This window comes from Pseudomonas sp. TWR1-1-3, assembly GCF_049896805.1.
GTDB lineage: Bacteria > Pseudomonadota > Gammaproteobacteria > Pseudomonadales > Pseudomonadaceae > Aquipseudomonas > Aquipseudomonas bubulae.
In genome coordinates this window covers 42,501-66,528 of record NZ_JAFCUZ010000001.1, presented here as the reverse complement: position 1 = coordinate 66,528, position 24,028 = coordinate 42,501, and the positions used below count along the sequence as shown (strand labels likewise).

The following is a 24,028-nucleotide window of genomic DNA, read 5'->3' as shown; positions in this document are numbered from 1 at the left end:
TCAGGCCTCGGCAGCTTTACGGTAGTTGTGACCGATCGGGTGCGGCTGATTACGCTCCTTGGCCAGCTCGATCTGCTTTTGGCGATCAATGGCGCTGCGACGGGTTTTCTCGCTCAAGCTGTCCCAGCAATACGGGCAACTGATACCGGGTTGATAGTGCTCGGACTCGCGATCAGCGAGGCTGATCGGGGTGCGGCAGGCATGGCACTGATCGTATTCGCCGGCGCTGAGGTCATGGCGCACGGTAACGCGGTTATCAAATACAAAGCAGTCGCCCTGCCATTTGGTTTCTTCCTGGGGTACCTCTTCGAGGTACTTCAGGATACCGCCCTTGAGGTGATAAACCTCGTCAAAACCCTGGCTGAGCATATAGCTCGAAGCCTTTTCACAGCGAATGCCGCCGGTGCAGAACATCGCGACTTTCTTGTGCCTGGCAGGGTCGAAATTGGCTTTGATATAGTCGGGAAATTCGCGAAAGCTGGTCGTTTTCGGGTCGATAGCGCCTTCAAACGTACCGATCGAAACCTCGTAATCGTTGCGGGTGTCGATCAACAACACCTCTGGATCGCTGATCAGCGCATTCCAGTTCTCGGGGTCGACATAGGTCCCGACCTTCTTGTTCGGGTCCACGCCTTCAACACCGAGGGTGACGATTTCTTTCTTGAGCTTGACCTTGGTCCGATAGAACGGCTGGTCATCGCAGTAGGATTCCTTGTGATCGATATCGACCATGCGCGGATCAGTCTTGAGCCAGGCCATCAGCCCGTCAATACCTTCACGGCTGCCGGATACCGTACCGTTGATGCCTTCTTCGGCGATCAGCAAGGTGCCCTTGATACCGTTGTCGACCATGGCCTTGAGCAGTGGCTCACGCAGCTCGACGTAGTCCTCAAGGGTGACGAATTTATACAGTGCAGCTACAACAACAGGCGAAGTCATCGCATCAATCTCCAGGTGGCTACCCTCGTAAAGGGTGAACCGGGCGCAAAAAAAAACGCGCCGACGAAGCGGCGCGTTGCGGATTCTAACAAAAAGCAGGCGGATTACGCCAACTCAGTGCCCACCGCCAGCACAGGTCGGCGATGCCGGGGCCGTGCCGATTTTCGCCCATTCCACAGGCGTGTACGTGTGCAAAGCCAGCGCATGGAACTCGCCCATCAGGTCACCCAGGGTGGCATAGACCTTTTGATGACGCTTGACGCTGTTGAGCCCGGCGAACTGCTCGCTGACCACCACTGCCTTGAAGTGGGTCTGCAACCCACGACTGTGCATATGGCTTTCATCCAGCACGCTCAGGTGCTCGGGTTGCAGAGCGCCTAGCGCCGCTTCAATACGCTGTTGCATGCTCATTCAGGCTCCGCTTACTTCTTTTTGGCCGGGGCCGCTTTTGGCTCCAGCTCGGCTGTCATGTCTTCTAGCAGCTTGTTGACAACCGGCACTGCACTTTCCAGTTTGGCCTGGGTCATTTGTGCCGATTGCTGGGTCAGTTGCGGCATTTTTTCCAGCACTTTCTTGCCCAGAGGCGACTGGTAGAACGCTACCAGGTCCTTGAGCTCAGACTCGGTGAAATTGGTGGTGTAGAGCTTGACCATGTCCGGCTTCAGCTTGTTCCAGCCAATGGCTTGATCCAGAGCGGTGTTGGCTTTGGCCTGGTAAGTTTCCAGCAGGGCTTTCTTGGAGGCTGGTGCTTTGGTTTGCTCGAAACGCTGAGCGAACATTTGCTGCACTTGCATATACACCGGGGTACCCAGCTTATCGGCATGTGCCAGTTTCAGGAACGTTTCAGCACTGGCAGCGTGGCTAGCTGCATCGGCGAAAACCTGGCCGCTGGCGCAAACCAGAGCTACCGCTGTACAGATGGCGCGAAGACGGGTCATCGAGTTTCCTTTTCTAGCAAGCGAGGTTTAACCCCAAGGGCGGCCATTCTGCGCCTAATAAAGTGTGTCACTCAACCCCGACACTGATAGACGTTCTCATCAGCCGACCAAAAGCACCGAAAACGCAAGATTGAACCCTTAGTGTGAATCAACGCCTAAGCTGTCAGGTCAGACTTCAAGGAGAAAGAGCCGATGAGCCGTATCGAAACCGACAGCCTGGGTGAAGTAAGCGTGGCCGATGAGGCTTATTGGGGGGCGCAGACACAGCGGTCACTGATCAACTTTGCCATCGGCAACGAAAAAATGCCGCTGGCGGTTCTGCATGCCCTGGTCTTGATCAAAAAGGCTGCCTCGCGGGTCAATGACCGCAACGGTGATTTGCCTGCCGATATCGCCCGCCTGATCGAACAGGCCGCCGATGAAGTGCTCAACGGTGAACACGACGACCAGTTCCCGCTGGTGGTGTGGCAGACAGGCAGCGGTACACAGAGCAACATGAACGCCAACGAAGTCATTGCAGGACGCGCCAATGAACTGGCGGGCAAAGGCCGTGGCGGCAAGTCGCCAGTCCACCCCAATGACCATGTCAACCGCTCGCAAAGCTCCAACGACTGCTTCCCCACCGCCATGCATATCGCCGCTGCCAAGGCTGTGCACAATCATTTGCTGCCCGCGATCATTGAACTGGCAGGAGGCCTGGCCGAGTTGTCGGCACGGCATATGAAACTGGTCAAGACCGGCCGCACCCATATGATGGACGCCACGCCGATCACCTTCGGCCAGGAGCTGTCAGCCTATATCGCGCAGCTGGACTACGCCGAGCAAGCCATACGTTCGGCCTTGCCCGCAGTGTGCGAGCTGGCACAGGGGGGTACCGCGGTGGGCACCGGGCTGAATGCACCCCACGGTTTTGCCGAAGCGATTGCCGCTGAACTGGCTGCGTTATCTGGCCTGCCATTTGTGACCGCGCCGAACAAATTTGCCGCGCTGGCCGGCCACGAGCCCTTGACCACCCTGTCAGGCGCCCTCAAAACACTGGCCGTGACCCTCATGAAACTGGCCAATGACTTCCGCCTGCTGGGTTCCGGCCCCCGCGCCGGGCTGGCCGAAATCAAACTGCCCGCCAATGAGCCGGGCAGTTCGATCATGCCGGGCAAGGTTAATCCGACCCAGTGCGAAGCCTTGTCGATGCTGGCGTGCCAGGTGATGGGCAACGATGTTGCCATCGGCTTTGCTGCAAGCCAGGGGCATTTGCAACTGAACGTCTATAAACCGGTGATCATTCACAACCTGCTGCAATCCATCCAGTTGCTGGGAGACGGTTGCAGCAACTTTTTCAAACACTGCGTCACCGGGCTTGAGGTCGATGCCGCCAAAATGGCCGAACACCTGGAGCGCGGCCTGATGCTGGTGACCGCACTCAACCCCCATATCGGCTATGACAAGTCAGCCGAGATTGCCAAAAAGGCCTACGCCGAAGGTTTGACCCTGCGCGAAGCAGCACTGGAACTGGGCTACCTCACGGACGCCGAGTTTGACCAGTGGGTTCGTCCTGAAAACATGCTGGGCGCAGGCAAGCACGGCTAGGCGGTTTTTTATAAGCCTTGGCCCGGGGTTGCAATCTTGAACACCATCACGTCCTTGTCGGGGGTGATGGTGCCAACCAGTTTGAACAAGCGGCCATCTGCCCTGGCTTGCTGTACTGCCACAGCTGCAGGGTTGAATGGCACTTCCTCCAGGGATTTTCGCACGACGATATCGACCCATTCGTCAGACATCATGACTAGTTTACTCGCGGATCCACGATCAAAAAAAACATGCCCCCAAGTGTTGCCGGTAGCCCGTATATGCCTGACTTCCATCAGATACAGATCACCGTTGGGACCACGTAGCACCATACCGAAACCGGCAGCCCCCACTTTGTAGCGACCGCCATCAAGCAATGTGTAGCCACGCTTTTTCAAGACCAACTGCATGACGCTTTTGGCCAGAGTGGTTCTCATATTAAACGTAGAGATCAATCCGGCACGCATTGCTGCATAGTTGTCAATAAGGGCGGCAACCTCCACATCCAGATCGCGGATCGACATATGACTGCGCAATTGACGCACGGCATCAATGTTGTAATACCTTCCGGATGTCGTCGGGAAGACCGAGCGCATACCCTGCAGTTCGTCATAGACCGGTGCCCAGATCGGCAGGGGCTGCTTGTTGGCCATGGCCGTCAAGGCTTCGTCCAGCCTGCCCACCGGGATTTGCTTGCGGCGCAGGCTCTGCTCACACAGACGCTCCAGCTCCAGCACATCAGGTGCCCGTATCACCTGTGTGTCGACAGACTGGATGATCTGGCGCGTGTAGTTGCGCAAAAATGCATAGGCTTCGTGGTCAAAACCGGTTGCAGGCAAGTCAAGCGCCTGGCGCACCAGGGCCTCCAGACTGGGATGTTCTCCGAGCCTTGGCATCAGGTGCCAGTTGCCGATGACCAACCGTTGTGTGACCGGATCAAATACCCCATCACTTTCGATAAACAGCGTGCTGCTACCCTCATCACCCGTGCGCACCACTTTCCAGGAAAACTGCTCAGTATCCAGTTGCACCCGATAGAACTTGTTGTCCATAAAGACAAAATCTTCGGCGACTTCTTCAAACAGATCGCTACCGGAGACTAGAGGCTGATCGGTGAGGCGATATACCCCTTCGGGCGTTAATACACCCTGAGCCTGCAGTCGGGTCGGATCAGCAGGATCAATACGATAGATTCCAAAATTGCCTGCACTATCAAGTTCGCTGGAAACAAACAAATCCCGATGGCCGATAACCACCCTGTCCATCGACTCGACGCCTTGAGGATGTACGGCAGGAATTGGCGCCGGGGTAACCGCGGCCGTCACAGCGTATCCATCAGGAACCTTGCGCGTGGATGTAACGGGGGTTGAATCAACAATCAGCTCTTCCAGCTCCGGAAACGGCGCCCCTCCCTTGCCCCCGACATCGGCGTGATACTCCCAGCGCCCCCGTGCATCCATCCTGATCGGCGGTTCATAGTTCTTGGGCGGGCGCGCCTTGAGGCGAAGGGTTTTCTCACCTGAGCGACGATACACTTCGTACACTTTTTCATCGATCTGAATGTACATCTTGTTATTCAAGAGATAGACATTTTCGTTTTTCCCCCTGAGCCTCACGGCGTCATAGAGCGGGACTTTGACCTCATAGCCCTCGAATGCCTTGGTACGCCAGGGCTTGCGGGAAGTGACAGACGGCAATAGATCCTTCAGGCGTTTTTTCTGCAACGATTTACTGGCTCTCCACCCTGCGTCATAAAGGGTTGCTACGGCCTTGGTCACCGTTTCATCCAGGCTGCCCAGCACTGCGCTTACTGCTCTGGGGCGCGCCACCAGAGGTGCGAGCGTAAGAACCGCCTCGCCCAAATTAAGCGCGGCAGAAAAAGCCAGCCACGCTCCCGCCTTGTAATCGCCTCGGGCAAACGCACTGATGGCCGCAGATGCGTCATTCCAGCCGTCATAGACACCAATGGTTGTGCCAATACCCGGAATAACCGACAGGCCAATCTTTATGTAGCTCAGATCCCGCTGCGCAATACGCTCCATCTGACGGCGCTCGATATCCAGCGCCGATCTGGAGGAACCATAGACCTGCTCCTTGAGCCGCCCCATGCGTGCCAGGTACTGCATGTCCGTCAGGGACACATGGGACGCCTTGACCGGGTCAATCACGAGAAAACCGTAAGTTCCGACACGCAAAATGGCATTGATGTTCTGAATATTCCGCGCAACGCTCGAACCGGTCGCTGTACTGTTTGCGAAGTAGGTGAGCAGCTCCCTGTTGAGCAGCACATGATTGGAGAGACGTTCAATCAGATGCTGGAACCCGGAACCTTCGAAGAACTTCTGATTACCCGGAGCGCCCGCCAGATACATCAGCGCCAGCCCCGAGGTTTTGTCATGCACCACAGACACCCCGATCAAGGCTTGTTCGGTATAGGAACTGTCCCCCCGGTCTGGTGAGCGTAACCAGGTATAACGGTATTCGATGTCGAATTCGGCGTCAGGCTTGTGATTACCATTGCCGGGGGCGGTCGCTGCCTGCGCCAGCCTGTACCCCCGCTCTGACAGGTGGCTGCGCTGACGTGCGACCCAGGCCTCAAGGTTGATGGCTTGCCTGAACACTCCCAGTCGCCTGGCAATATCGGGAGCTCCGGGCTGGCTACCCCCTACTGTGCGACCCAGAAAAGCACGGGTGATCCTCATGCTGTAAAGCATGGCAACATCCAGATCCGGAATGGTTTTGAGCAGATACTTAAGGTCAATACCCAGCGCCTTGGTATCCACGCCATCCAGAGTGAAGTAGCTGTGCTTGAGACGCAGCATCTGCTGTTCGTCATTCACATCAATATTCTTGCGAGCCAGCTCGGACAAGCTGAAGGTGTGACGCGCAAGACTGACGTCATCCCAGGTTGAAAAGCCGGTGATCGCTATGCTTTCCGACGTATCGCCCGCCAGATGCGGACGCTCGGCCCTCTCGCTCGTTTGCAACACCTCAACGATGACCCGATCGGGCATATCGACCCTGACCGCATCCGGATCGATATCTCGTTTTAAATCGGCCTTGAGCCGCTCAGCCAGCTTATCGCGGGTAAACACCTCGAATGACGGCAGATGACGGTTCAGATCGTCCTCCAGCCAAAGGGCATTACGTGCGTAAACCACAAGTCCCTTGGCATATTCGGCCCGCTCTTCGACCGATGCCCGCAGCAACCAGTCCGGCAAGTCCTGCGTAGCCTGTGCCGTACGCAATTGTTCCGCCACAAGGTCAATGCCCTGTTCACGGGCCTCATTGCCCGGCGCCAGCAGGTTTTGTGCGGTTTCCAGACGCAAGCGCTCAAGAGACTGCGCAACCGTCGATTCGCTGTACAACAACTGGCCCCTGGCTATAAGCGAAGCAATTTCTTTATAGCCGGCGATTTGATCCTCAACCCCCAGACTGAAGGCATGACCATCGAGCACACGCAGGATAACGGGGCTTTCAGTACCCTCGAGCATTATCGCTGCCCGGGCAGCAGCGCGGTTTTTCAGCGAAACATGGCCGAGCCAGAACCCGTCCGGATCGGCCCGAACGCTGCGGGCCAGTTGGGTCTTGAGCTGAGCCACGGAAGTGAATGCGTGCAAACCGCCCGCATTGCCCGGAACGAACAGAAATACGGGCCCCGGATGTTGATGGTCATCAAGCGCAGGCTGACGAGTTATCACCATCGCCCCCTGCAGCAAATAAGAGCGTTGCGAGGTGCCCAGGGACAGGTCGCAAACGCAGCTGACACTTTGCCCGCGGAGTGAAGACCAGGGTTCGCTGACAACTTCTTTTATCTGTTGATACGCGGATTCGCTCAACCGGCCTTCATACACTTGCAACTGTGCTTCGGCCAGCAAGCTGCGCGACCTTCCCGTAGACAAACGCTGCAACAGACTAAGCCCGCCGGCATCCAGCCGGGTCCAGAAGTCGGTGCCCTGAGACTCGGCCCCTTCGAGCAGCCTGTCCGTTGCCTGTTGAGTTTCGGCACACTGGGTCAGAGCCTGCTCATGAGTATCCCGGTAAGCGGCCAAGCGAGTCATCGCCTGATCAGCAGTGCCTATAAATGACTGCAGGCTTGCTTCGTAGCGTGAGACTTTTCGCTCTCGCAGAGTACCGGGCAAATTGATAGACAGGCTGCCAAATGAAAGGTACTGGTCAGCGTTAAGGGTGTGGCTGTTTTCGGACATGAAAGCGTTCATCCCAAGTGATCGACAGTCACCTGATCTGAACAGAAACCCGGAGTGCATCAGTGGTAGATATATAGTCGCAGGCTAACCCCGTGTTGCCGCGCACAAGCGAAGCACCACAGGGTAAGTGCCGTGTTACTTCTTCTTGCGCTTTTTTTCCTGCCTGTCGCGTTTCTCGAAGGCTGCTTCCAGAGCCTCGTTGATCGTGCGTAGCACCTTTACCCGTGCCCAGCGCTTGTCATTGGCTTCAACCAAGGTCCAGGGCGAGATTTCGGTGCTGGTGCGATCCACCATGTCGCATACCGCACTGCGGTACACATCCCACTTTTCGCGATTACGCCAATCTTCCTCGGTAATCTTGAAGCGTTTGAACGGGATTTCTTCACGCTCCTGAAAACGCTCAAGCTGGGTGTCCTTGTCGATTGCCAGCCAGAATTTGACGACAATCGCGCCTGCTGCCGTAAGTTGTTCTTCGAAATCGTTGATCTCGCCATAAGCGCGCATCCAGTCCGCTTTCGTGCAAAAACCCTCGACCCGTTCAACCAGCACCCGGCCATACCAGGAGCGGTCAAAAATGGTGAATTTGCCCCGCGCCGGTATATGTCGCCAAAAACGCCAAAGATAAGGTTGTGCTCGCTCATCCTCGGAAGGCGCAGCAATAGGCACAATGATGTACTGACGCGGGTCCAGCGCTGCCGCCACCCGCCGGATAGAGCCGCCTTTGCCTGCGGCATCATTGCCTTCAAATACGGCGATCAATGAATGCCGGCGCATCCGTTTGTCACGCATCAGGCCCGATAGACGCGCCTGCTCAGTGATCAATTGCTCCTGGTAATCCTCTTTTTCAAGATGCCGGGTCAGGTCCAGGCAATCGAGCAGGGTCAATTCGCCTTGCTTGTCAGGTAACGGCGGCACACCCGCCGGGCGGGCTGCAACCTTGGGGGTATGCAACGCCGCCTGCAACCCTTCAAGAAGGATTTTGCCCACAGTCAGACTGCGGTAATAGGGGTCAATACCTTCGACGATATTCCACGGTGCGTAATCACGACTGGTGCGGCGGATCGCCCGCTCGCCATAGCGTACGAACTTGTCATAGGTTTTGGACTGCTGCCAGTCCAGCGGGCTGATGCGCCAGCTGTGCAATGGGTCATCCTTGAGGGTTTGCAGGCGTTCTTTCATTTGCTTTTTGGACAGGTGGAACCAGAACTTGAAGATCACTGCGCCCTCATTGCACAGCATCTTTTCCAGACGTTCGGCGCCCGTGATCGCCTGATCAAGCACGGCATTCTTGAACAGGCCGTGAACCCGGCCCTGGAGCATCTGGCTGTACCAATTGCCAAAAAACACACCCATCCGCCCCTTGGCGGGCAATTGACGCCAGTAACGCCAGGCCGGCGGATGAGCCAGCTCTTCATCGGTCTGGCTATCAAAAGTCCGCACTTCGATCAGGCGCGGATCCATCCATTCACTAAGCAGTTTGACCGTTTCACCCTTGCCGGCGCCTTCAATGCCATTGATCAGCACAATGACCGAAGCACGCTTTTGCTGATGGAGCTCAAACTGGGCTTCAAGCAACGCTTCACGTAAAGCGGGGGCTTCCCTGTCGTAGGTTTCTTTATCGATGAAATGGCCGATTTCAGCTGATTCGAACATGGAATGCTCCCTGGCAAGATGAACCAAGCCTAGCGGATTGCTCTGCAATATGCAGGAAGAAACCGAGCAAACCTGTCATGGATCAGTCCCGGCCTGACTGATCGGCTAGAATGGCTGCCTTGCCGTTGCCGAGCCACACATGACTACTGAAACTGCCAATGCCCAGATCGACTGGGATGACCAAGGTCGCCCCCACTCACGGGTGTTTGATGACGTGTATTTTTCGGACAAGTCGGGCCTTGAAGAAACCCGCTATGTCTTTATCGAACAGAACGCCCTTGCAGAGCGTTTCGCCGCCCTGCCCGCTGACGGCCATCTGGTTATTGGCGAAACCGGTTTCGGCACCGGGCTGAATTTTTTGTGCGCATGGCAGCTGTTCGAGCAACATGCCCACCCCGATGCGCGCCTGCAGTTCATCAGCGTCGAAAAATACCCGCTGACCCGCAACGACCTGCAACGCGCGCTGGCCCTGTGGCCGGAGCTGACGCCCCTCAGCGAACAATTGCTGGCCGTGTATTTTGCAATCCATCCGGGCTTTCAGACCCTGACCCTGGCCGAAGGCCGGGTCACGCTCACGTTGTTGATCGGCGATGCACTTGAACAGTTGCCGCAACTCGACGCCAAAGTTGATGCATGGTTTCTCGACGGTTTTGCCCCGGCGAAAAACCCCGACATGTGGACCCCGGAACTGTTCGCGCAATTGGCACGCCTGGCGGCACCCGATTCGACAATCAGCACATTCACCAGCACCGGCTGGGTACGCCGCGCGCTGAATGACGCCGGATTCAAGATGCGCCGCACGCCAGGCATAGGCCATAAGTGGGAAATCCTGCGCGGCACCTTTGTCGGCTTGCCGGACACCGCTTCAACAGCACCCACAGTCAAACCCTGGTTTGCCCGCCCGCCCCGGGTCAAAGGCCCGCGTACAGCACTGGTCATCGGTGGCGGCCTGTCGGGTTGCGCCAGCGCCAATAGCCTGGCCCGCCGCGGCTGGACGGTGATATTGCTGGAGCGCCACGAAAGACTGGCCAAGGAAGCGTCGGGCAACCCGCAAGGCGTTCTGTACCTCAAGCTCTCGGCACACGGTACGACTTTGTCGCAGATGATCGTCAGCGGCTTTGGCTACACCCGTCGTCTGCTGGAACACCTGCAGCGCGGGCGCGACTGGGATGATTGCGGGGTCCTGCAATTGGCTTTCAACGCCAAGGAAGCCGCACGACAGGCCCAACTGGCCGCAGCCTTTCCCCCGGCGCTGGTGCATCTGCTTGACCAACCCCGGGCACAAGCCCTGGCCGGGATCGAACTGGCCCACGGCGGCCTGTTCTACCCCGAAGGCGGCTGGGTTCACCCTCCAGCGCTTTGCCACTACCAGGCCTTGCACCCCAAGGTTCGGGTGCTGACCCACCATGACGTTTTGCAACTGCACAAGGTCAATGAGCAATGGCAGGCGTGCCATAACGACCAGGTACTGGCCAGCGCTCCGGTTGTCATTCTGGCTGGCGCTGCCGAGGTCAAGCGCTTCCCGGCCAGCAGCGGCCTGCCACTCAAACGGATTCGCGGGCAAATCACTCAACTGGTAGAAACCCCTGCCAGCGCCGTATTGAAAACCGTAGTGTGTGCCGAAGGCTATGTGGCTCCTGGCCGCCTCGGTGAGCACACGCTGGGCGCCAGCTTCGACTTTGATAACGAAGACCTGACCACCACCCCGCAGGGGCATCAAGGTAACCTCGAGCTGCTCGAGGAAATCTCACCGGACCTGGCCCATCGGCTCGGTGACGAACAACTCAACCCTGACACCCTGCGTGGATGGGCAGCGTTCCGCTGCACCAGCCCGGACTACTTGCCAATTGTAGGCCCGCTCGCGGATCCGGAGCAGTTCGCCAGCGCCTATGGCGTGTTGCGCAAGGATGCCCGACAGGTGCCTGACGTCCCCTGCCCGTGGCTTGATGGCTTGTACGTCAACAGCGGCCACGGCTCTCGCGGGCTCATCACCGCACCCCTGTCTGGCGAAATACTCGCCGCCTGGATCAACGATGAACCCCTGCCCGTATCCAGAGCAGTGGCCGAAGCCTGCCTGCCGAACCGGTTCGGGCTGCGGGCCCTGATCAAAGGGCTGTAGAGGGCGACCCCTCAAGGGACTTGGGCGCCAGCAGCGCCTCGGTCTTTTGCAGGCTCCAGACATCGACAGCCGCGTCCATCTGATGGCGAACTTCGCTGACCTCGCGCAGATAGCGCTCACTGTTCATTTCTGGAGATCTTTTAAGCAAGTTGCTTAACGCCTCGAAGTACGGCTCGGTCAGCGCGCCGTATTGCGTCCTGTGGGTACGTATCAAGTACTCCCGCCAAAACTGGCGGGTGCTGATAAAGATGTTCAGCGAGGCCGTTTTCTCGGCCTTTTCGACTTCCAGCCGCGCAATGTCCAGATCTGCCTGAGTCACCCCGGCCAGTGATTTAAACACCATGCTTTCAGGTTGCCCCGGCAGCTCAAGGGCTCGCGCCAGGCCCACACGGTAAGCCAGGTGCATCTCAAGCTCGTCCGGTGCCGGGCCTGCCCTCTCAAGGCGTAACAAAAAGTGCTCGTGGGCGATTCTGGCGAGCCTGTCGAGCCTGAAAAGCCCTTTGCCCAAAGTCAGCAGTTGCTGCTTCTGAGGCGAGCCCGCGCCTGAAAGCCCGGACAGTTCCATTTGCACTTCCATCTCGCTGAACGTAAAAGCCACACTGTCTGTACAGCTACGCGGCGAAGCCGCAATATCCAGCACATCACGGCGCAAGGAGGAGCTCTCGTTGGCCGCTTCAATCATTTCCCAGACACGTCGGCTGAGATCCTGACGCACTTCATGGGCGTCCGCAGTCGATGTCAAACGGCTGAGCACCGTAAAAAAATCGTCTGAAGCCGCATCGGCTCGCAAGCTGTTCCATAACAGCTCTCTTCTTCGCAATTCCTGAGCAGTAATACCCGCCGTCCAGAACTCGAACGCCGCCGCCTCGCTCATCAACTGTTCGCTGTTGATGCCCATGCTGCTGCCACCCTGCATGGCATAGCGGGCCAGACGCAGGCGGCTGGTGGCGGACAACGGGTTGCCGGCCAGGGAAATATTGCGCGTCACAGTGGGCGAGGCCTGATAGACATGTTCAGGTATGTCGATAATACGGTTTTCCCGCAGATCGGCCGACTCAAGAAACGGGCGGGATATCAGGTCTTGCGGCCATTGGTCGATCCAGGTACGACGCAAATAGACCCGACGCAAAAAACCCAGATTACTGAGGCTAAGGTTCGGACCCAGCAGGTTGTCATTGAGGTTGAGCACTTGCAGCTTGCCCAGCGAGTTCAATACCGACAGGTTGCCCGGGTTCAGATACAACAGGTTACGGGCCAGGGACAAACGCTGCAGATTGGGCATGCGCTCCAACTGCCTGGGCAGGTTGACCATGCGATTGTTATCCATTTCAAGGGCAACCAGCCCGCTGAAATGTTCAAGGAATGCATTGGCCGTGTCCCGGCAATTCATGTTGCTGAGTTTCAATTCCCGCACATGGCTGAAGTCGGCAATGGCTGGCAGATCCGGAAAGTTGCCCAATCGAAAGCCGTCCAGGCTCAGGCTGTGCAACTCTTCGTTGTGAGCCCAGGGAATATGAGCGGGGTTTTTACGCCAGCAACGCTCAATCAGCCCTGCAGCCTGATATCGGTTCTCGGGGTAGTCATATAGGGTATCGGTCGGAACAACTTCACCCGGAGTGGCATCGATCCAGGCTTGCAGGCTCGTTAGCAAGGCCCTTCTCTCGCGCTTGCGCTCACGCAGGATATTGAGCGGTTCAAGCCCCCGCTCGACCAGGGTGTCGAGGTATTCAATGACTTGCTCATCTTCAAAGTCGGAGTAAATCCTGCGCACACGGCGCTGCAATTCCCAGGAGTGCTCACCGGATGTCATTCCGCACAGGGGGTAGCCCACCTGACCATCTGCCAGGGTAATCGGCGGTTTGAACCCCGGTTTGATCGGCTGTATGCGCAACACCTGGGCGGACTCCTGACGGGCATTGGCCGCCCGCTTTGCCAGGGCCGCATTGAACGCCGGGGCACCCGCGTTTGCAGCAAAGCCCATGGCATCGCGCTCAAGATCGGTCAGGGATTCAAACACGGCAGTGGATAATGGCAGAGGACTGCCGGACTCAAGCAAATGGACATGACCACGAGGCCGGTAACGCTCGTAGCCCCGTGGCGTTTTGACCAGCACACGCGGTGGGGTCGTCTGTACGCCGCCCCAGTAATGAGTCATGGCGCCTGAAATCGAATCTTCGCGAATCTCCAGCGCCTTGTCAGCAGGCCAGCCGGGCAGTTGATCCAGATAATGCAAGGCCAGCCGCTCAGTGTCGTCATTGGCCTGATGCTCAAGATAAAAGCCTTCGATCGCCCGGTTTATCCTGGCCTCACGCAGGTGCATACGCGCCAGCTCGGCCAGTTCCAGCGGCACTCTGCCCCTGCGCAAATGTTCAAGCTGCGGATTACTGGCCGACTCGACCAACGCTTGCGCTACCGTACGGGGCAACCCCGGAAAGTCACGTTCGATGGGCAAAGCTTCTGCCGCAGACGAGATATTGAAAAGCCCATACAACCTCTCGAAGACCTGACGTTTGTTGTCCCGCGCATGACTGCCCAATACCAGGGCCAGTCTGCGGGCCAGTGCCCCCGGAGCAGGCAGGTCATTGCCCAGCAGTGCCCTGACCTGTGAGTCGGACAAGGCAGCAAGAACAGCATCCAGCAACTTGCCTTGCTCAACGACAGAGCTTGTCAGGTTGATATGGGACGTAGCCGGCCACATCACACTGGCATAGTGCGCAAGGCGGTTTCCCGTATCGTCGGCAACCGTCAACACCTTGCCCGCTGGCCATTTCGGCAATGCCGGCAAGAGCTGTAATTGCAGCTCGCTCCAGCGCCGGGAGGCATACTGGTCGGTACTCATCTGTGCGACAAAGGTGTCGATAAGCTGGTTGATTTCAAAGCGCTTGAGGCTGACTTTCAGCAAGGAAGGCGGCGCCAGACTTTCCAGATGCATGCGGCGCAGGACGCCCGGTGCGGTGTCAGTCAGTTCCCGAATCCGTTCCAGTGTCTGCCTGTCCAGTGCTGCTGTTGCCGATCCCAAACGGCCCAGTAGCGTCGCACTGTCTTGCCACTCCAGTGGCCGCTCATGGGCATGCTGCCAGGCCCCTTCGTTGTTATGTAGCAAGGCAGGCTTGAAAGCATCGGCCCTGCGCGGATGAGGTATGCGCCATTGCCTGCGCTCGCTGTCGAATTCGACAGGATAGTGCTTGCCGTCCACGTCTACATACTGCCTGCCATGAAGGCTGAGTAAACCTTGGGCATCAGCTGTATAGCGATGCTCGCCCATTACTTTATGCTCGTAGTGCTGCAGGTTTTTATTCCATAACCGGGTGGTGCCATCATCACGACTGACGGGTTGAAAGCCTTCAAAGTGCGCCCGGGTGGCTGCGCTCAAACGAGTGGCAGCGGCTTTGACAGCTCCCAGCCCGACCACTACCCCTGCGTTGACGGCCAGATCCGTGGCGACATTGAGCAAGTGCTCGCGAGCATGGTCAACATCGCCCTGGGCCCAGTCTTCCACCCCCTCATAGACTTCTTTGAGCATCTCCCCAATGGCCACCGCCAGCATCAGATCGCCCAGCACCGGCACAAAAAGGGCCGCGACGTTTACCAGAAACAACCCTGCCGTTTTGTACATCTGCCAGCGCTCTTCGCGTTCGCGCTCGTCCAGCACGCCGGTGGGCACGGCCAGTTGCCGGGCATCGGCAAACATGTTCCTGAGCTGCACCGTGCACAGGTAATGCGCTGCGCTGATGGTCAGAGGGGTTGCGGTAAGGGCCAGATGCTCGGGCCTGCCAGCGACCTTTTGCATAAACAGCGGCCGTACATTCAAGGCCGTGAAGCGGGAGAAAAACCTGGCATACCCCGGATCCAGCAGGCGATGCTTCAACTCATCGGTGAATACCTGCAATGAACTGAACTCGAACAAGGGTGCCCGCGGGTCATTGGGGATATAGGCAATCAAGCGGTTGCCGGGGTGCAACAACAAGGTGTCGGAAGAGAAGACCACCACCCCGTCAATTGCCGTGTCCAGTATCGACAAGGAACTTGGCACCATCGGCTTGCCATCCAGTTGCACCCCGGGCACCTGGACAGTACTGGTGGGCAGAGCCAGGGCGGCAAGCAGTGTGGTATAGGCTGCCTGACTGATTTGTTTCTTGAGGTAGGCGACATGCGCGTCGACCGCCATGTCATGGGTTTTTAAAAGCCTGAGGTTCGACTCTGTCGCCAAATGCCTGGGCCCGGGAGTTCCCGACGCCGTAACGCCCAAAGCGTGCTCCAGATACTGTTGATACTTGAGCCCCAGATCCAGCCTGCGGCATAGCGCGGCAAAGTGGCAGGGCTCGAGAGGGCTGATCTGCTGAGGATGGCCACCGTAGCGGATATGGCTTTGCGGATTAAAGCCGTTTGCAAGGGCCTCGTCGGCCGAAAAATTCTGCAGGGCTGCCCACAGCAGGGTTTTCGGCTCGTCATGCACCAGGTAATGGCGAACGGAACTGAACAACGTGATATTGGGGATCAGGTGAACATGCACCACCGCCAGATAGTCACGGTGAATATTCAGTGACGACCCGAACTCACGCCTGACCTCGGCTGCCAGCAATGCCCCGCAGTACACCTCGACACTTTGCAGCTCACCGAACTTCTTGCCGACCAGGCCATGATAGAAACGGCTACTGGCCATGGATGCATTCATGGCCGCAATGACCTGTGGATCAGCGCCCAACAACCATTTGGGCATATGGCTGTGGACCAGCTCCAGGGGTTCCAGGTCACTGAGCGTGGTATCGCGAGCATCCAGCGGGGGCATATGGCGGGGCATATCCGGTCTTCTGCAGGTCAGAGAGCGCCTAACCTAACGTGGCGTCGCAGGGGATGTGACATAGATAAATAGTGCTCTTCAGCCAAAACCCTGCTGGCCTCCCAAGCCCCGACAAAACAACCACTTGTAACTTTTATTGAACGATCCGGGCACAGGTCACTCGATAAAACACGGTCATTTATGCCGGAGCGAGTGCCTTGTGCCTTGCACCGCAAGGGCTGGCGATGCAGTCAAAAACTGCATCGCCCTTTAAAACCGGGCCCAAAGCGCTACCAGGCGTCCTGCAAAGACGCTGAATCATCCCTGTAGCACCACATGCCGAAAGACCAAGGATTTACACACCATGTGCGGATTAGCTGGCGAGTTACGTTTTGATCAACACCCTGCCGACCTGGCAGCCATCGAACGCATCACCCACCACCTTGCACCACGTGGCCCCGATGCCTGGGGTTTTCACAGCCAGGGGCCGATAGCCCTGGGCCATCGCCGCCTGAAAATCATGGATTTGTCGGATGGTTCAGCCCAACCGATGATCGACAGCCAGCTGGGTTTGTCGCTGGCCTTCAACGGCGCGATCTATAACTTCCCCGAGCTGCGCGCCGAGCTTGAAGCCCTGGGCTACAGCTTTTATTCGGGTGGCGATACCGAAGTTCTGCTCAAGGGCTATCACGCCTGGGGCGAAGCGCTGCTGCCCAAGCTCAATGGCATGTTTGCCTTTGCCATCTGGGAACGCGATGCCCAGCGCCTGTTTCTGGCCCGCGATCGTCTGGGGGTCAAGCCGCTGTATCTGTCGCGTACCGGTGAGCGCTTGCGCTTTGCCTCGACCCTGCCGGCGCTGCTCAAGGGCGGTGATATCAGCCCCATGCTCGACCCGGTGGCGCTTAATCACTACCTGAATTTTCATGCCGTTGTACCAGCACCACGCACGCTGATTGCCGGTATCGAAAAGCTGCCACCCGCGACCTGGTTGCGTATTGACGCCAATGGCCACACCGAGCAAAAAACCTGGTGGACCCTGCCCTACGGCCCCCGTGCCGATGAAGTCAATCTGACCCTGGAAGATTGGCGCGATCGTGTCCTCGACAGCACCCGCGAAGCCGTGGCCATCCGCCAACGGGCGGCGGTGGATGTCGGCGTGCTGCTCTCTGGCGGTGTCGACTCCAGTTTGTTGGTGGGGTTGTTGCGCGATGTGGGCGTACAGGATCTGTCGACTTTCTCCATCGGCTTTGAGGACGCAGGCGGCGAGCGCGGGGATGAATTCCAGTATTCGGATTTGATTGCCCGGCATTACGGCACGCGCCATCACCAACTGCGCATTGGCGAGCACGAAATCATCGAGCAACTGCCAGCGGCCTTCCGCGCCATGAGCGAGCCGATGGTCAGTCATGACTGCATCGCCTTTTATCTGTTGTCGCGTGAAGTGGCCAAGCATTGCAAGGTGGTGCAAAGCGGCCAGGGCGCTGACGAACTGTTTGCCGGTTATCACTGGTATCCACAAGTGGATGGCGCCAGCGATCCTTATGCCGCGTACCGCGAAGCCTTTTTCGACCGCAGTTACGACGAGTACAAGGCCACCGTCCAGCCACAATGGCTGACAGCCAATGACGCCGCTGGCGACTTTGTGCGTGAGCATTTCGCACAGCCGGGGGCCCAGGCCGGGGTGGACAAAGCCTTGCGCCTGGACAGCACCGTGATGCTGGTGGATGACCCGGTCAAACGGGTGGACAACATGACCATGGCCTGGGGCCTTGAAGCCCGCACGCCGTTTCTCGATTACCGCCTGGCCGAGCTGTCAGCGCGGATTCCAGCGCGCTTCAAACTGCCCGACGGCGGCAAGCAGGTACTCAAGGAAGCCGCACGACTGGTGATCCCCAGCGAAGTCATCGACCGCAAAAAAGGCTATTTCCCGGTGCCGGGGCTCAAGCACTTGCAGGGCAACACCCTCAACTGGGTGCGCGACCTGCTGCTGGACCCGAGCCAGGATCGCGGCCTGTTCCAGCCAGCCATGCTTGACCAGTTGCTGACCAACCCGCAAAGCCAGCTGACCCCCCTCAACGGCTCCAAGCTGTGGCAACTGGCCGCCCTGAACCTGTGGCTGAGCGAACAAGGAATCTGATCGATGAAACCTCTCGCTACGGCTTATAGCCAGCGTTTACTGCGTGGCCAGACGCCTTCTTATGAACGCCTGCAAGCCCGCTTTGCCGAGGATGGCAGCGAACTGAATGCCTGCCCCGTGGCCGTACACTGCGGCTGGGGCCGGCTGTTGATCGGGCATACCTTTCCCGACCCCGCCACCCTGGCCGAAGAGCTGCTCAACGAGCAGCCCGGCGAGCGCGATATTGCCCTGTATGTCGCCGCGCCCCAGCAGGTGCTGGCGCAGTCGCCGCAACAACTGTTTCTCGACCCCTCGGATACGCTGCGCCTGTGGTTTACCGATTACCGCCAGGCCACCCGAGTGTTTCGCGGCTTCCGTATCCGCCGCGCACAAAGCGAGGCGGACTGGAACGCGATCAACACCCTGTACCTGTCACGCTCCATGCTGCCCATCGACCCGACCCTGCTGACCTCGCGCCACGACGGCGGCCCGGTGTACTGGATGGCCGAAGACGAGGACAGCGGCGCGGTGATCGGCAGTGTCATGGGCTTGAACCATCACACCGCATTCAACGACCCCGAAAACGGCAGCAGCCTCTGGTGCCTGGCGGTCGACCCGCTCTGTTCACGCCCGGGAGTGGGTGAAGTGCTGGTGCGGCATTTGGTCGAGCACTTTATGAGCCGCGGCCTGAGCTATCTCGACCTGTCGGTGCTGCATGACAATGCCCAGGCCAAGAACCTGTATGCCAAACTGGGGTTTCGCACCCTGTCGACCTTTGCCATCAAGCGCAAGAACGGCATCAACCAGCCGCTGTTTCTGGGGCCTGGTCCCGAGGTCGGACTCAACCCCTATGCCAGCATCCTCGTTGAAGAAGCCTACAAACGTGGCATCGACGTGCAAATTGACGACGCGGCCGCCGGCCTGTTCACCCTTAGCCACGGCGGGCGACGGATTCGTTGCCGCGAGTCCCTCAGCGACCTGACCAGCGCCATCAGCATGAGCCTGTGCCAGGACAAGTGCCTGACCCACAAGGTGCTCAGCCAGGCCGGCCTGATCGTGCCGACCCAGCAACTGGCGGGCAATGCCGATGACAACCTGGCGTTTGTCGAAGAGCACGGCCGGGTGGTGGTCAAACCGGTGGATGGCGAGCAAGGCAATGGCGTAGCGGTGGACCTGGACAGCATCGAACAGGTGCAACAGGCCATCGAGGCAGCGCGGGCGTTCGACAGCCGGGTGCTGCTCGAGAGCTTTCACGAAGGCCTCGACCTGCGCATCGTGGTGATCGGCTTTGAAGTGGTGGCTGCCGCCATCCGCCGTCCCGCGCAAGTAATCGGCGACGGCCAGCACCGCATTCAGCGCCTGATCGAGGCGCAAAGCCGCCGACGCCAGGCCGCCACCGGTGGCGAAAGCCGCATCCCGCTGGACGCCGAAACCCTGCGCACCGTGCAGGCCGCAGGCTATGACTACGACAGCATCCTGCCCGCAGGGCAAGTACTGGCCGTGCGCCGCACCGCCAACCTGCACACCGGCGGCTGCCTGGAAGACGTCACCGCCGTGCTGCACCCGGTGCTGGCCGACGCCGCCATTCGCGCAGCCCGGGCCCTGGATATTCCGGTGGTGGGGCTCGACCTGATGGTGCCCGCCGCCGACCAACCCGACTATGTATTTATTGAAGCCAACGAACGCGCCGGGCTGGCCAACCATGAACCACAGCCCACCGCCGAGCGCTTTATCGATCTGTTGTTTCCCCACAGTCAGCCTGCTCAATAGCTGACCGGCCCTCAGGAGTTTTTATGAACCGCAGCCTCCCTGAACCCGACCTCGACTACCTGCAACGGGTATTGCTGGAAATGCTCGCCATTCCCAGCCCCACCGGTTTTACCGACACCATCGTGCGCTATGTCGCCGAACGCCTCGACGAATTGGGGATCCCTTTTGAACTGACCCGCCGCGGCACCTTGCGCGCCACCCTCAAGGGCCAGAAAAACAGCCCGGACCGCGCCGTGTCCGCGCATCTGGATACGATTGGCGCCAGCGTGCGGGCGATCAAGGACAACGGCCGGCTGGTGCTGGCACCTGTTGGTTGCTGGTCGAGCCGGTTTGCCGAAGGCAGCCGCGTCAGCCTGTTTACCGACAACGGCGTGATCCGTGGCAGTGTCCTGCCATTAATGGCTTCTGGCCATGCCTTCAATACCGGCGTGGATGAACTGCCGATCAGTTGGGACCATATCGAGTTGCGCCTGGATGCCTACTGCGCCACCCGCGCGGATTGCGATTCCCTGGGGGTCAATATCGGTGACTTCGTAGCGTTCGACCCACTGCCGGAATTTACCGAAAGTGGCCATATCAGTGCGCGGCATCTGGATGACAAGGCGGGTGTGGCGGCCCTGCTCGCCGCCCTGAAAGCCATTGTCGACAGTGGCGAACAGCCTCTTATCGACTGTCATCCGCTGTTTACCATCACCGAAGAAATCGGCAATGGTGCGGCAGCGGCCTTGCCGTGGGATGTGAGCGAGTTTGTCGGGATTGATATTGCTCCGGTGGCTCCGGGCCAACATTCCAGCGAGCATGCGGTCAGTGTGGCGATGCAGGATTCGGGCGGCCCCTATGACTATCACCTGTCGCGGCATTTGCTGGGGCTGGCCAGTGACAATGAGTTGCCGGTGCGCCGGGACATGTTCCGTTATTACTTCAGCGATGCTCATTCGGCCGTGACCGCGGGGCATGATATTCGCTGTGCGTTACTGGCGTTTGGCTGTGATGCCACCCACGGGTATGAGCGCACCCATATTGATAGCCTGGCGGCGTTGAGTCGTTTGCTGGGTGCCTACATCCTCAGCCCGCCGGTGTTTGCCAGCGATGCCCAGCCGGCGCAGGGCTCACTGGACCGCTTCAGCCATCAGATCGAACATGATGCGCAGATGGAAAGCGATACGCGAGTGCCGTCGGTAGAGAGTCTGGTGGGGGAAAATCGGAGCTGAAGCAAAGCCCTAACCCTCTCCCAGAGGGAGAGGGTTGGGGTGAGGGCAGACGTCAGACCTGAGCCCCTTCAAACCACGCCAGTTTCTCACGCAGCAAAACCACTTCGCCCACGATCACCAGCGTAGGCGCATGCACTTCATGCTCCGCCACCAATGTCGGCAAGTCGGCCAGGGTACCGGTAAACACGCGCTGGTTGGACGTAGTGCCCTGCTGAATCAACGCAGCCGGGGTATCTGCCGAACGACCATGCTTGATCAACTGCTCGCAGATGATCGGCAAGCCCACCAGGCCCATGTAGAACACCAGAGTTTGCGCCGGAGCAACCAGGTCGCTCCAGGGCAGGTTGCTGGTGCCGTCTTTCAGGTGACCGGTAACAAAGCGCACAGACTGCGCGTAGTCGCGATGGGTCAACGGAATACCGGCATACGCCGCGCAACCACTGGCGGCGGTAATACCCGGCACCACCTGGAACGGAATCCCGTGGGCGGCCAGCTCTTCGATTTCTTCACCGCCACGGCCAAAGATGAACGGATCGCCACCTTTGAGCCGCACCACGCGCTTGCCCTGCTTGGCCAGATCGACCAGTTGCTGGTTGATCTGGTCTTGTGGCACCGCATGCTCAGCGCGACGCTTGCCCACATAAATACGTTCGGCATCGCGACGGCACAGTTCAAGAATCGCCGGGGCCACCAGACGGTCGTAGAGCACCACGTCTGCCTGTTGCATCAGGCGCAGTGCACGGAACGTCAGCAGATCGGGATCACCCGGCCCGGCACCCACCAGATACACCTCACCGGTGGTTTCGACAGCCTGACCTTCAATCTTGGCCAGCAGCAAGCGCTCGGCTTCAGCGCCCTGCCCGGCCAGCAAACGATCGGCAATCGGGCCCTGGAACACATCTTCCCAAAACCCGCGACGCTGCTGCACATCCGGAAACAAGCCTTTGACCCGGCTACGGAAGCGCGCCGCAAGGCCCGCCAACTGGCCGTAGGTCGACGGAATCCAGGTTTCGATCTTGGCCCGGATCAACCGCGCCAGCACGGGCGCATCACCACCACTTGAAATGGCAATTACCAGCGGCGAACGGTCGACAATCGCCGGGAAGATCACGCTGCACAAGGCGGGCGCGTCGACCACGTTGACCGGCACGCAACGGCGATGGGCGTCGGCGGAAACCTGAGCGTTAAGTGGCTCATCGTCGGTGGCGGCGATGATCAGGACGCACCCTTCAAGGTCGGCCTCGGCATATCCGCGCAGCACCTGTTCGCCACCGCTGCTGTTTATCAACTCGCACAACTGTGGCTCCATGGCGGGTGCGACCACCCGCAGCACGGCACCGGCATCGGCCAGCAGGCGGGATTTGCGCAAGGCAATCTCCCCACCGCCAACCACCAGTACACGGCTGCCACGCAGGTTATGAAACAGCGGCAGAAACTCCATTTAGCCGATGACCTCAATACCGCCCATGTAAGGCTTGAGCACGTCCGGCACACGGATCGAACCGTCAGCCTGCTGGTAGTTTTCCAACACGGCTACCAGGGTGCGGCCTACCGCCAGACCGGAACCGTTAAGGGTGTGTACCAGTTCCGGCTTGCCGGTTTCCGGGTTACGGAAACGCGCCTGCATGCGACGGGCCTGGAAATCACCGCAGTTGGAGCACGACGAAATTTCGCGGTACTTGTCCTGGCTCGGGACCCACACTTCCAGATCGTAGGTTTTAACTGCGCTGAAACCCATGTCACCGGTGCACAGCGCCAGGGTGCGGTAAGGCAGTTGCAGCAGTTGCAGAACCTTCTCGGCATTGCCGACCAGGCCTTCAAGGGCGTCCATCGAGGTGGACGGCTCAACGATCTGGACCATCTCGACCTTGTCGAACTGGTGCTGACGGATCATGCCGCGGGTATCGCGCCCCGATGCACCGGCCTCGCTGCGGAAGCACGGCGTGTGCGCCACCAGCTTGATAGGCAGGGCCTTGTGTTCAACGATTTCGCCGGCAACGATATTGGTCAGGGTGACCTCAGCGGTCGGGATCAGGTAGAAATCGGCTTCGCCTTCACGGCTGATCTTGAACAGTTCTTCTTCAAACTTCGGCAACTGGCCAGTACCTTGCAGCGCCGGGGCCTGTACCAGATAAGGCGTGTAGGCCTCTTCGTAGCCATGCTCACCGGTGTGCAGGTTGATCATGAACTGTGCCAGAGCACGATGCAGACGGGCAATCGGGCCGCGCAGCAAGGCAAAACGGGCACCGGACAGTTTGGCGGCGGTTTCAAAGTCCAGCCAGCCGTGCTGCTCGCCCAGGGCGACGTGGTCCTTGATTTCGAAATCAAAGGCAGTCGGGGTGCCCCAGCGACGGATTTCGACGTTGCCGTCTTCGTCAGCGCCTACCGGCACGGACGCATCCGGCAGGTTCGGCAGGCCCAGCAGGATGGCGTCCAGCTCAGTCTGGATGGCTTCCAGTTCAACCTTGCCATTGGCCAGGTCGCTGCCCATGGTCTCGACGCTGGCCATCAGTGGCGCGATGTCTTCGCCGCGAGCCTTGGCCTGGCCAATGCTTTTGGAGATGGCATTGCGCTCGGCCTGCAGCTTCTCGGTCAGGGTCTGGACTTCTTTACGCTTGGCTTCCAGCGCGTCAATGCGCGCCACGTCCAGCTTGAAGCCACGGGATGCCAGGCGATCCGCTACGTCCTGCAGGTTGCTACGTAACAGTTTGGAATCAAGCATGTCGGT

General features: G+C 58.9%; 13 protein-coding genes. 5 read left to right on the top strand and 8 right to left on the bottom strand.

Going from position 1 to position 24,028, the window contains the following annotated elements:
* From ACP7BE_RS00240 to ACP7BE_RS00230, 3 genes are all read right to left on the bottom strand, one after another.
* Positions 1 to 939 carry a rhodanese-related sulfurtransferase gene (locus ACP7BE_RS00240; RefSeq protein WP_095019032.1) on the bottom strand — a complete coding sequence of 313 codons (939 nt, stop codon included), beginning with the start codon at positions 937 to 939 and terminating at the stop codon, positions 1 to 3.
* A 114-nt stretch (positions 940 to 1,053) separates the two neighbouring features.
* Positions 1,054 to 1,350, bottom strand: coding sequence for a BolA family protein (locus ACP7BE_RS00235; protein ID WP_130871743.1), 297 nt, complete (start codon positions 1,348 to 1,350; stop codon positions 1,054 to 1,056).
* An 11-nt stretch (positions 1,351 to 1,361) separates the two neighbouring features.
* The gene (locus ACP7BE_RS00230) at positions 1,362 to 1,877 is read right to left on the bottom strand and encodes a DUF2059 domain-containing protein (protein WP_095002818.1); all 516 of its coding nucleotides are present in this window, start codon (positions 1,875 to 1,877) and stop codon (positions 1,362 to 1,364) included.
* Between the two features lie 192 nt (positions 1,878 to 2,069).
* Between ACP7BE_RS00230 and ACP7BE_RS00225 the strand changes: the two genes are divergently transcribed.
* Positions 2,070 to 3,464, top strand: a complete 1,395-nt coding sequence (locus ACP7BE_RS00225; protein WP_426104209.1) for a class II fumarate hydratase — start codon at positions 2,070 to 2,072, stop codon at positions 3,462 to 3,464.
* 8 nt (positions 3,465 to 3,472) lie between these two features.
* Here the strand turns inward: ACP7BE_RS00225 and ACP7BE_RS00220 are convergent, their stop codons facing one another.
* Both ACP7BE_RS00220 and pap read right to left on the bottom strand, forming a co-directional pair.
* Positions 3,473 to 7,651 carry a dermonecrotic toxin domain-containing protein gene (locus ACP7BE_RS00220; RefSeq protein ID WP_426104207.1) on the bottom strand — a complete coding sequence of 1,393 codons (4,179 nt, stop codon included), beginning with the start codon at positions 7,649 to 7,651 and terminating at the stop codon, positions 3,473 to 3,475.
* Positions 7,652 to 7,786: 135 nt separating this feature from the next.
* Complete coding sequence (pap, locus tag ACP7BE_RS00215; RefSeq protein ID WP_095002821.1) at positions 7,787 to 9,304, bottom strand: polyphosphate:AMP phosphotransferase; 1,518 nt, start codon at positions 9,302 to 9,304, stop codon at positions 7,787 to 7,789.
* A gap of 139 nt (positions 9,305 to 9,443) precedes the next feature.
* On the opposite strand from pap, the gene mnmC reads away from it, so the two are divergent.
* Positions 9,444 to 11,423: a bifunctional tRNA (5-methylaminomethyl-2-thiouridine)(34)-methyltransferase MnmD/FAD-dependent 5-carboxymethylaminomethyl-2-thiouridine(34) oxidoreductase MnmC gene (mnmC, locus tag ACP7BE_RS00210; RefSeq protein WP_426104205.1), complete on the top strand. Its 1,980-nt coding sequence runs from the start codon at positions 9,444 to 9,446 to the stop codon at positions 11,421 to 11,423.
* Here mnmC and ACP7BE_RS00205 read toward each other — a convergent pair.
* Entirely contained in the window at positions 11,410 to 16,224 is a 4,815-nt protein-coding gene (locus ACP7BE_RS00205; protein ID WP_426104203.1) for an NEL-type E3 ubiquitin ligase domain-containing protein, read from the bottom strand. The genes mnmC and ACP7BE_RS00205 overlap by 14 nt on opposite strands.
* Before the next feature lie 343 nt (positions 16,225 to 16,567).
* On the opposite strand from ACP7BE_RS00205, the gene ACP7BE_RS00200 reads away from it, so the two are divergent.
* Genes ACP7BE_RS00200 through ACP7BE_RS00190 form a run of 3 tightly spaced genes read left to right on the top strand, consistent with a single transcriptional unit; the run spans position 16,568 to position 21,300 of the window.
* Positions 16,568 to 18,340 carry an N-acetylglutaminylglutamine amidotransferase gene (locus ACP7BE_RS00200; protein WP_095019129.1) on the top strand — a complete coding sequence of 591 codons (1,773 nt, stop codon included), beginning with the start codon at positions 16,568 to 16,570 and terminating at the stop codon, positions 18,338 to 18,340.
* Positions 18,341 to 18,343: 3 nt separating this feature from the next.
* The gene (ngg, locus tag ACP7BE_RS00195) at positions 18,344 to 20,089 is read left to right on the top strand and encodes an N-acetylglutaminylglutamine synthetase (RefSeq protein WP_426104201.1); all 1,746 of its coding nucleotides are present in this window, start codon (positions 18,344 to 18,346) and stop codon (positions 20,087 to 20,089) included.
* 23 nt (positions 20,090 to 20,112) lie between these two features.
* Positions 20,113 to 21,300, top strand: a complete 1,188-nt coding sequence (locus ACP7BE_RS00190) for an osmoprotectant NAGGN system M42 family peptidase (RefSeq protein ID WP_095003282.1) — start codon at positions 20,113 to 20,115, stop codon at positions 21,298 to 21,300.
* A 52-nt stretch (positions 21,301 to 21,352) separates the two neighbouring features.
* On the opposite strand, the gene cysG is transcribed toward ACP7BE_RS00190, so the two are convergent.
* Positions 21,353 to 22,741, bottom strand: coding sequence for a siroheme synthase CysG (gene cysG, locus ACP7BE_RS00185; protein ID WP_426104199.1), 1,389 nt, complete (start codon positions 22,739 to 22,741; stop codon positions 21,353 to 21,355).
* Entirely contained in the window at positions 22,742 to 24,022 is a 1,281-nt protein-coding gene (gene serS, locus ACP7BE_RS00180; RefSeq protein ID WP_130871748.1) for a serine--tRNA ligase, read from the bottom strand.
* Positions 24,023 to 24,028: the final 6 nt, after the last annotated feature.

What these genes read in the sequence shown, in the direction of transcription:
- ACP7BE_RS00200 (WP_095019129.1), top strand. Translation starts at nt 16,568, where the DNA reads ATGTGCGGATTAGCTGGCGAGTTACGTTTTGATCAACACCCTGCCGAC.
- pap (WP_095002821.1), bottom strand. Translation starts at nt 9,304, where the DNA reads ATGTTCGAATCAGCTGAAATCGGCCATTTCATCGATAAAGAAACCTAC.
- ACP7BE_RS00235 (WP_130871743.1), bottom strand. Translation starts at nt 1,350, where the DNA reads ATGAGCATGCAACAGCGTATTGAAGCGGCGCTAGGCGCTCTGCAACCC.
- ngg (WP_426104201.1), top strand. Translation starts at nt 18,344, where the DNA reads ATGAAACCTCTCGCTACGGCTTATAGCCAGCGTTTACTGCGTGGCCAG.
- cysG (WP_426104199.1), bottom strand. Translation starts at nt 22,741, where the DNA reads ATGGAGTTTCTGCCGCTGTTTCATAACCTGCGTGGCAGCCGTGTACTG.
- ACP7BE_RS00220 (WP_426104207.1), bottom strand. Translation starts at nt 7,651, where the DNA reads ATGTCCGAAAACAGCCACACCCTTAACGCTGACCAGTACCTTTCATTT.
- ACP7BE_RS00230 (WP_095002818.1), bottom strand. Translation starts at nt 1,877, where the DNA reads ATGACCCGTCTTCGCGCCATCTGTACAGCGGTAGCTCTGGTTTGCGCC.
- ACP7BE_RS00190 (WP_095003282.1), top strand. Translation starts at nt 20,113, where the DNA reads ATGAACCGCAGCCTCCCTGAACCCGACCTCGACTACCTGCAACGGGTA.
- ACP7BE_RS00240 (WP_095019032.1), bottom strand. Translation starts at nt 939, where the DNA reads ATGACTTCGCCTGTTGTTGTAGCTGCACTGTATAAATTCGTCACCCTT.
- ACP7BE_RS00225 (WP_426104209.1), top strand. Translation starts at nt 2,070, where the DNA reads ATGAGCCGTATCGAAACCGACAGCCTGGGTGAAGTAAGCGTGGCCGAT.
- ACP7BE_RS00205 (WP_426104203.1), bottom strand. Translation starts at nt 16,224, where the DNA reads ATGCCCCGCCATATGCCCCCGCTGGATGCTCGCGATACCACGCTCAGT.
- mnmC (WP_426104205.1), top strand. Translation starts at nt 9,444, where the DNA reads ATGACTACTGAAACTGCCAATGCCCAGATCGACTGGGATGACCAAGGT.
- serS (WP_130871748.1), bottom strand. Translation starts at nt 24,022, where the DNA reads ATGCTTGATTCCAAACTGTTACGTAGCAACCTGCAGGACGTAGCGGAT.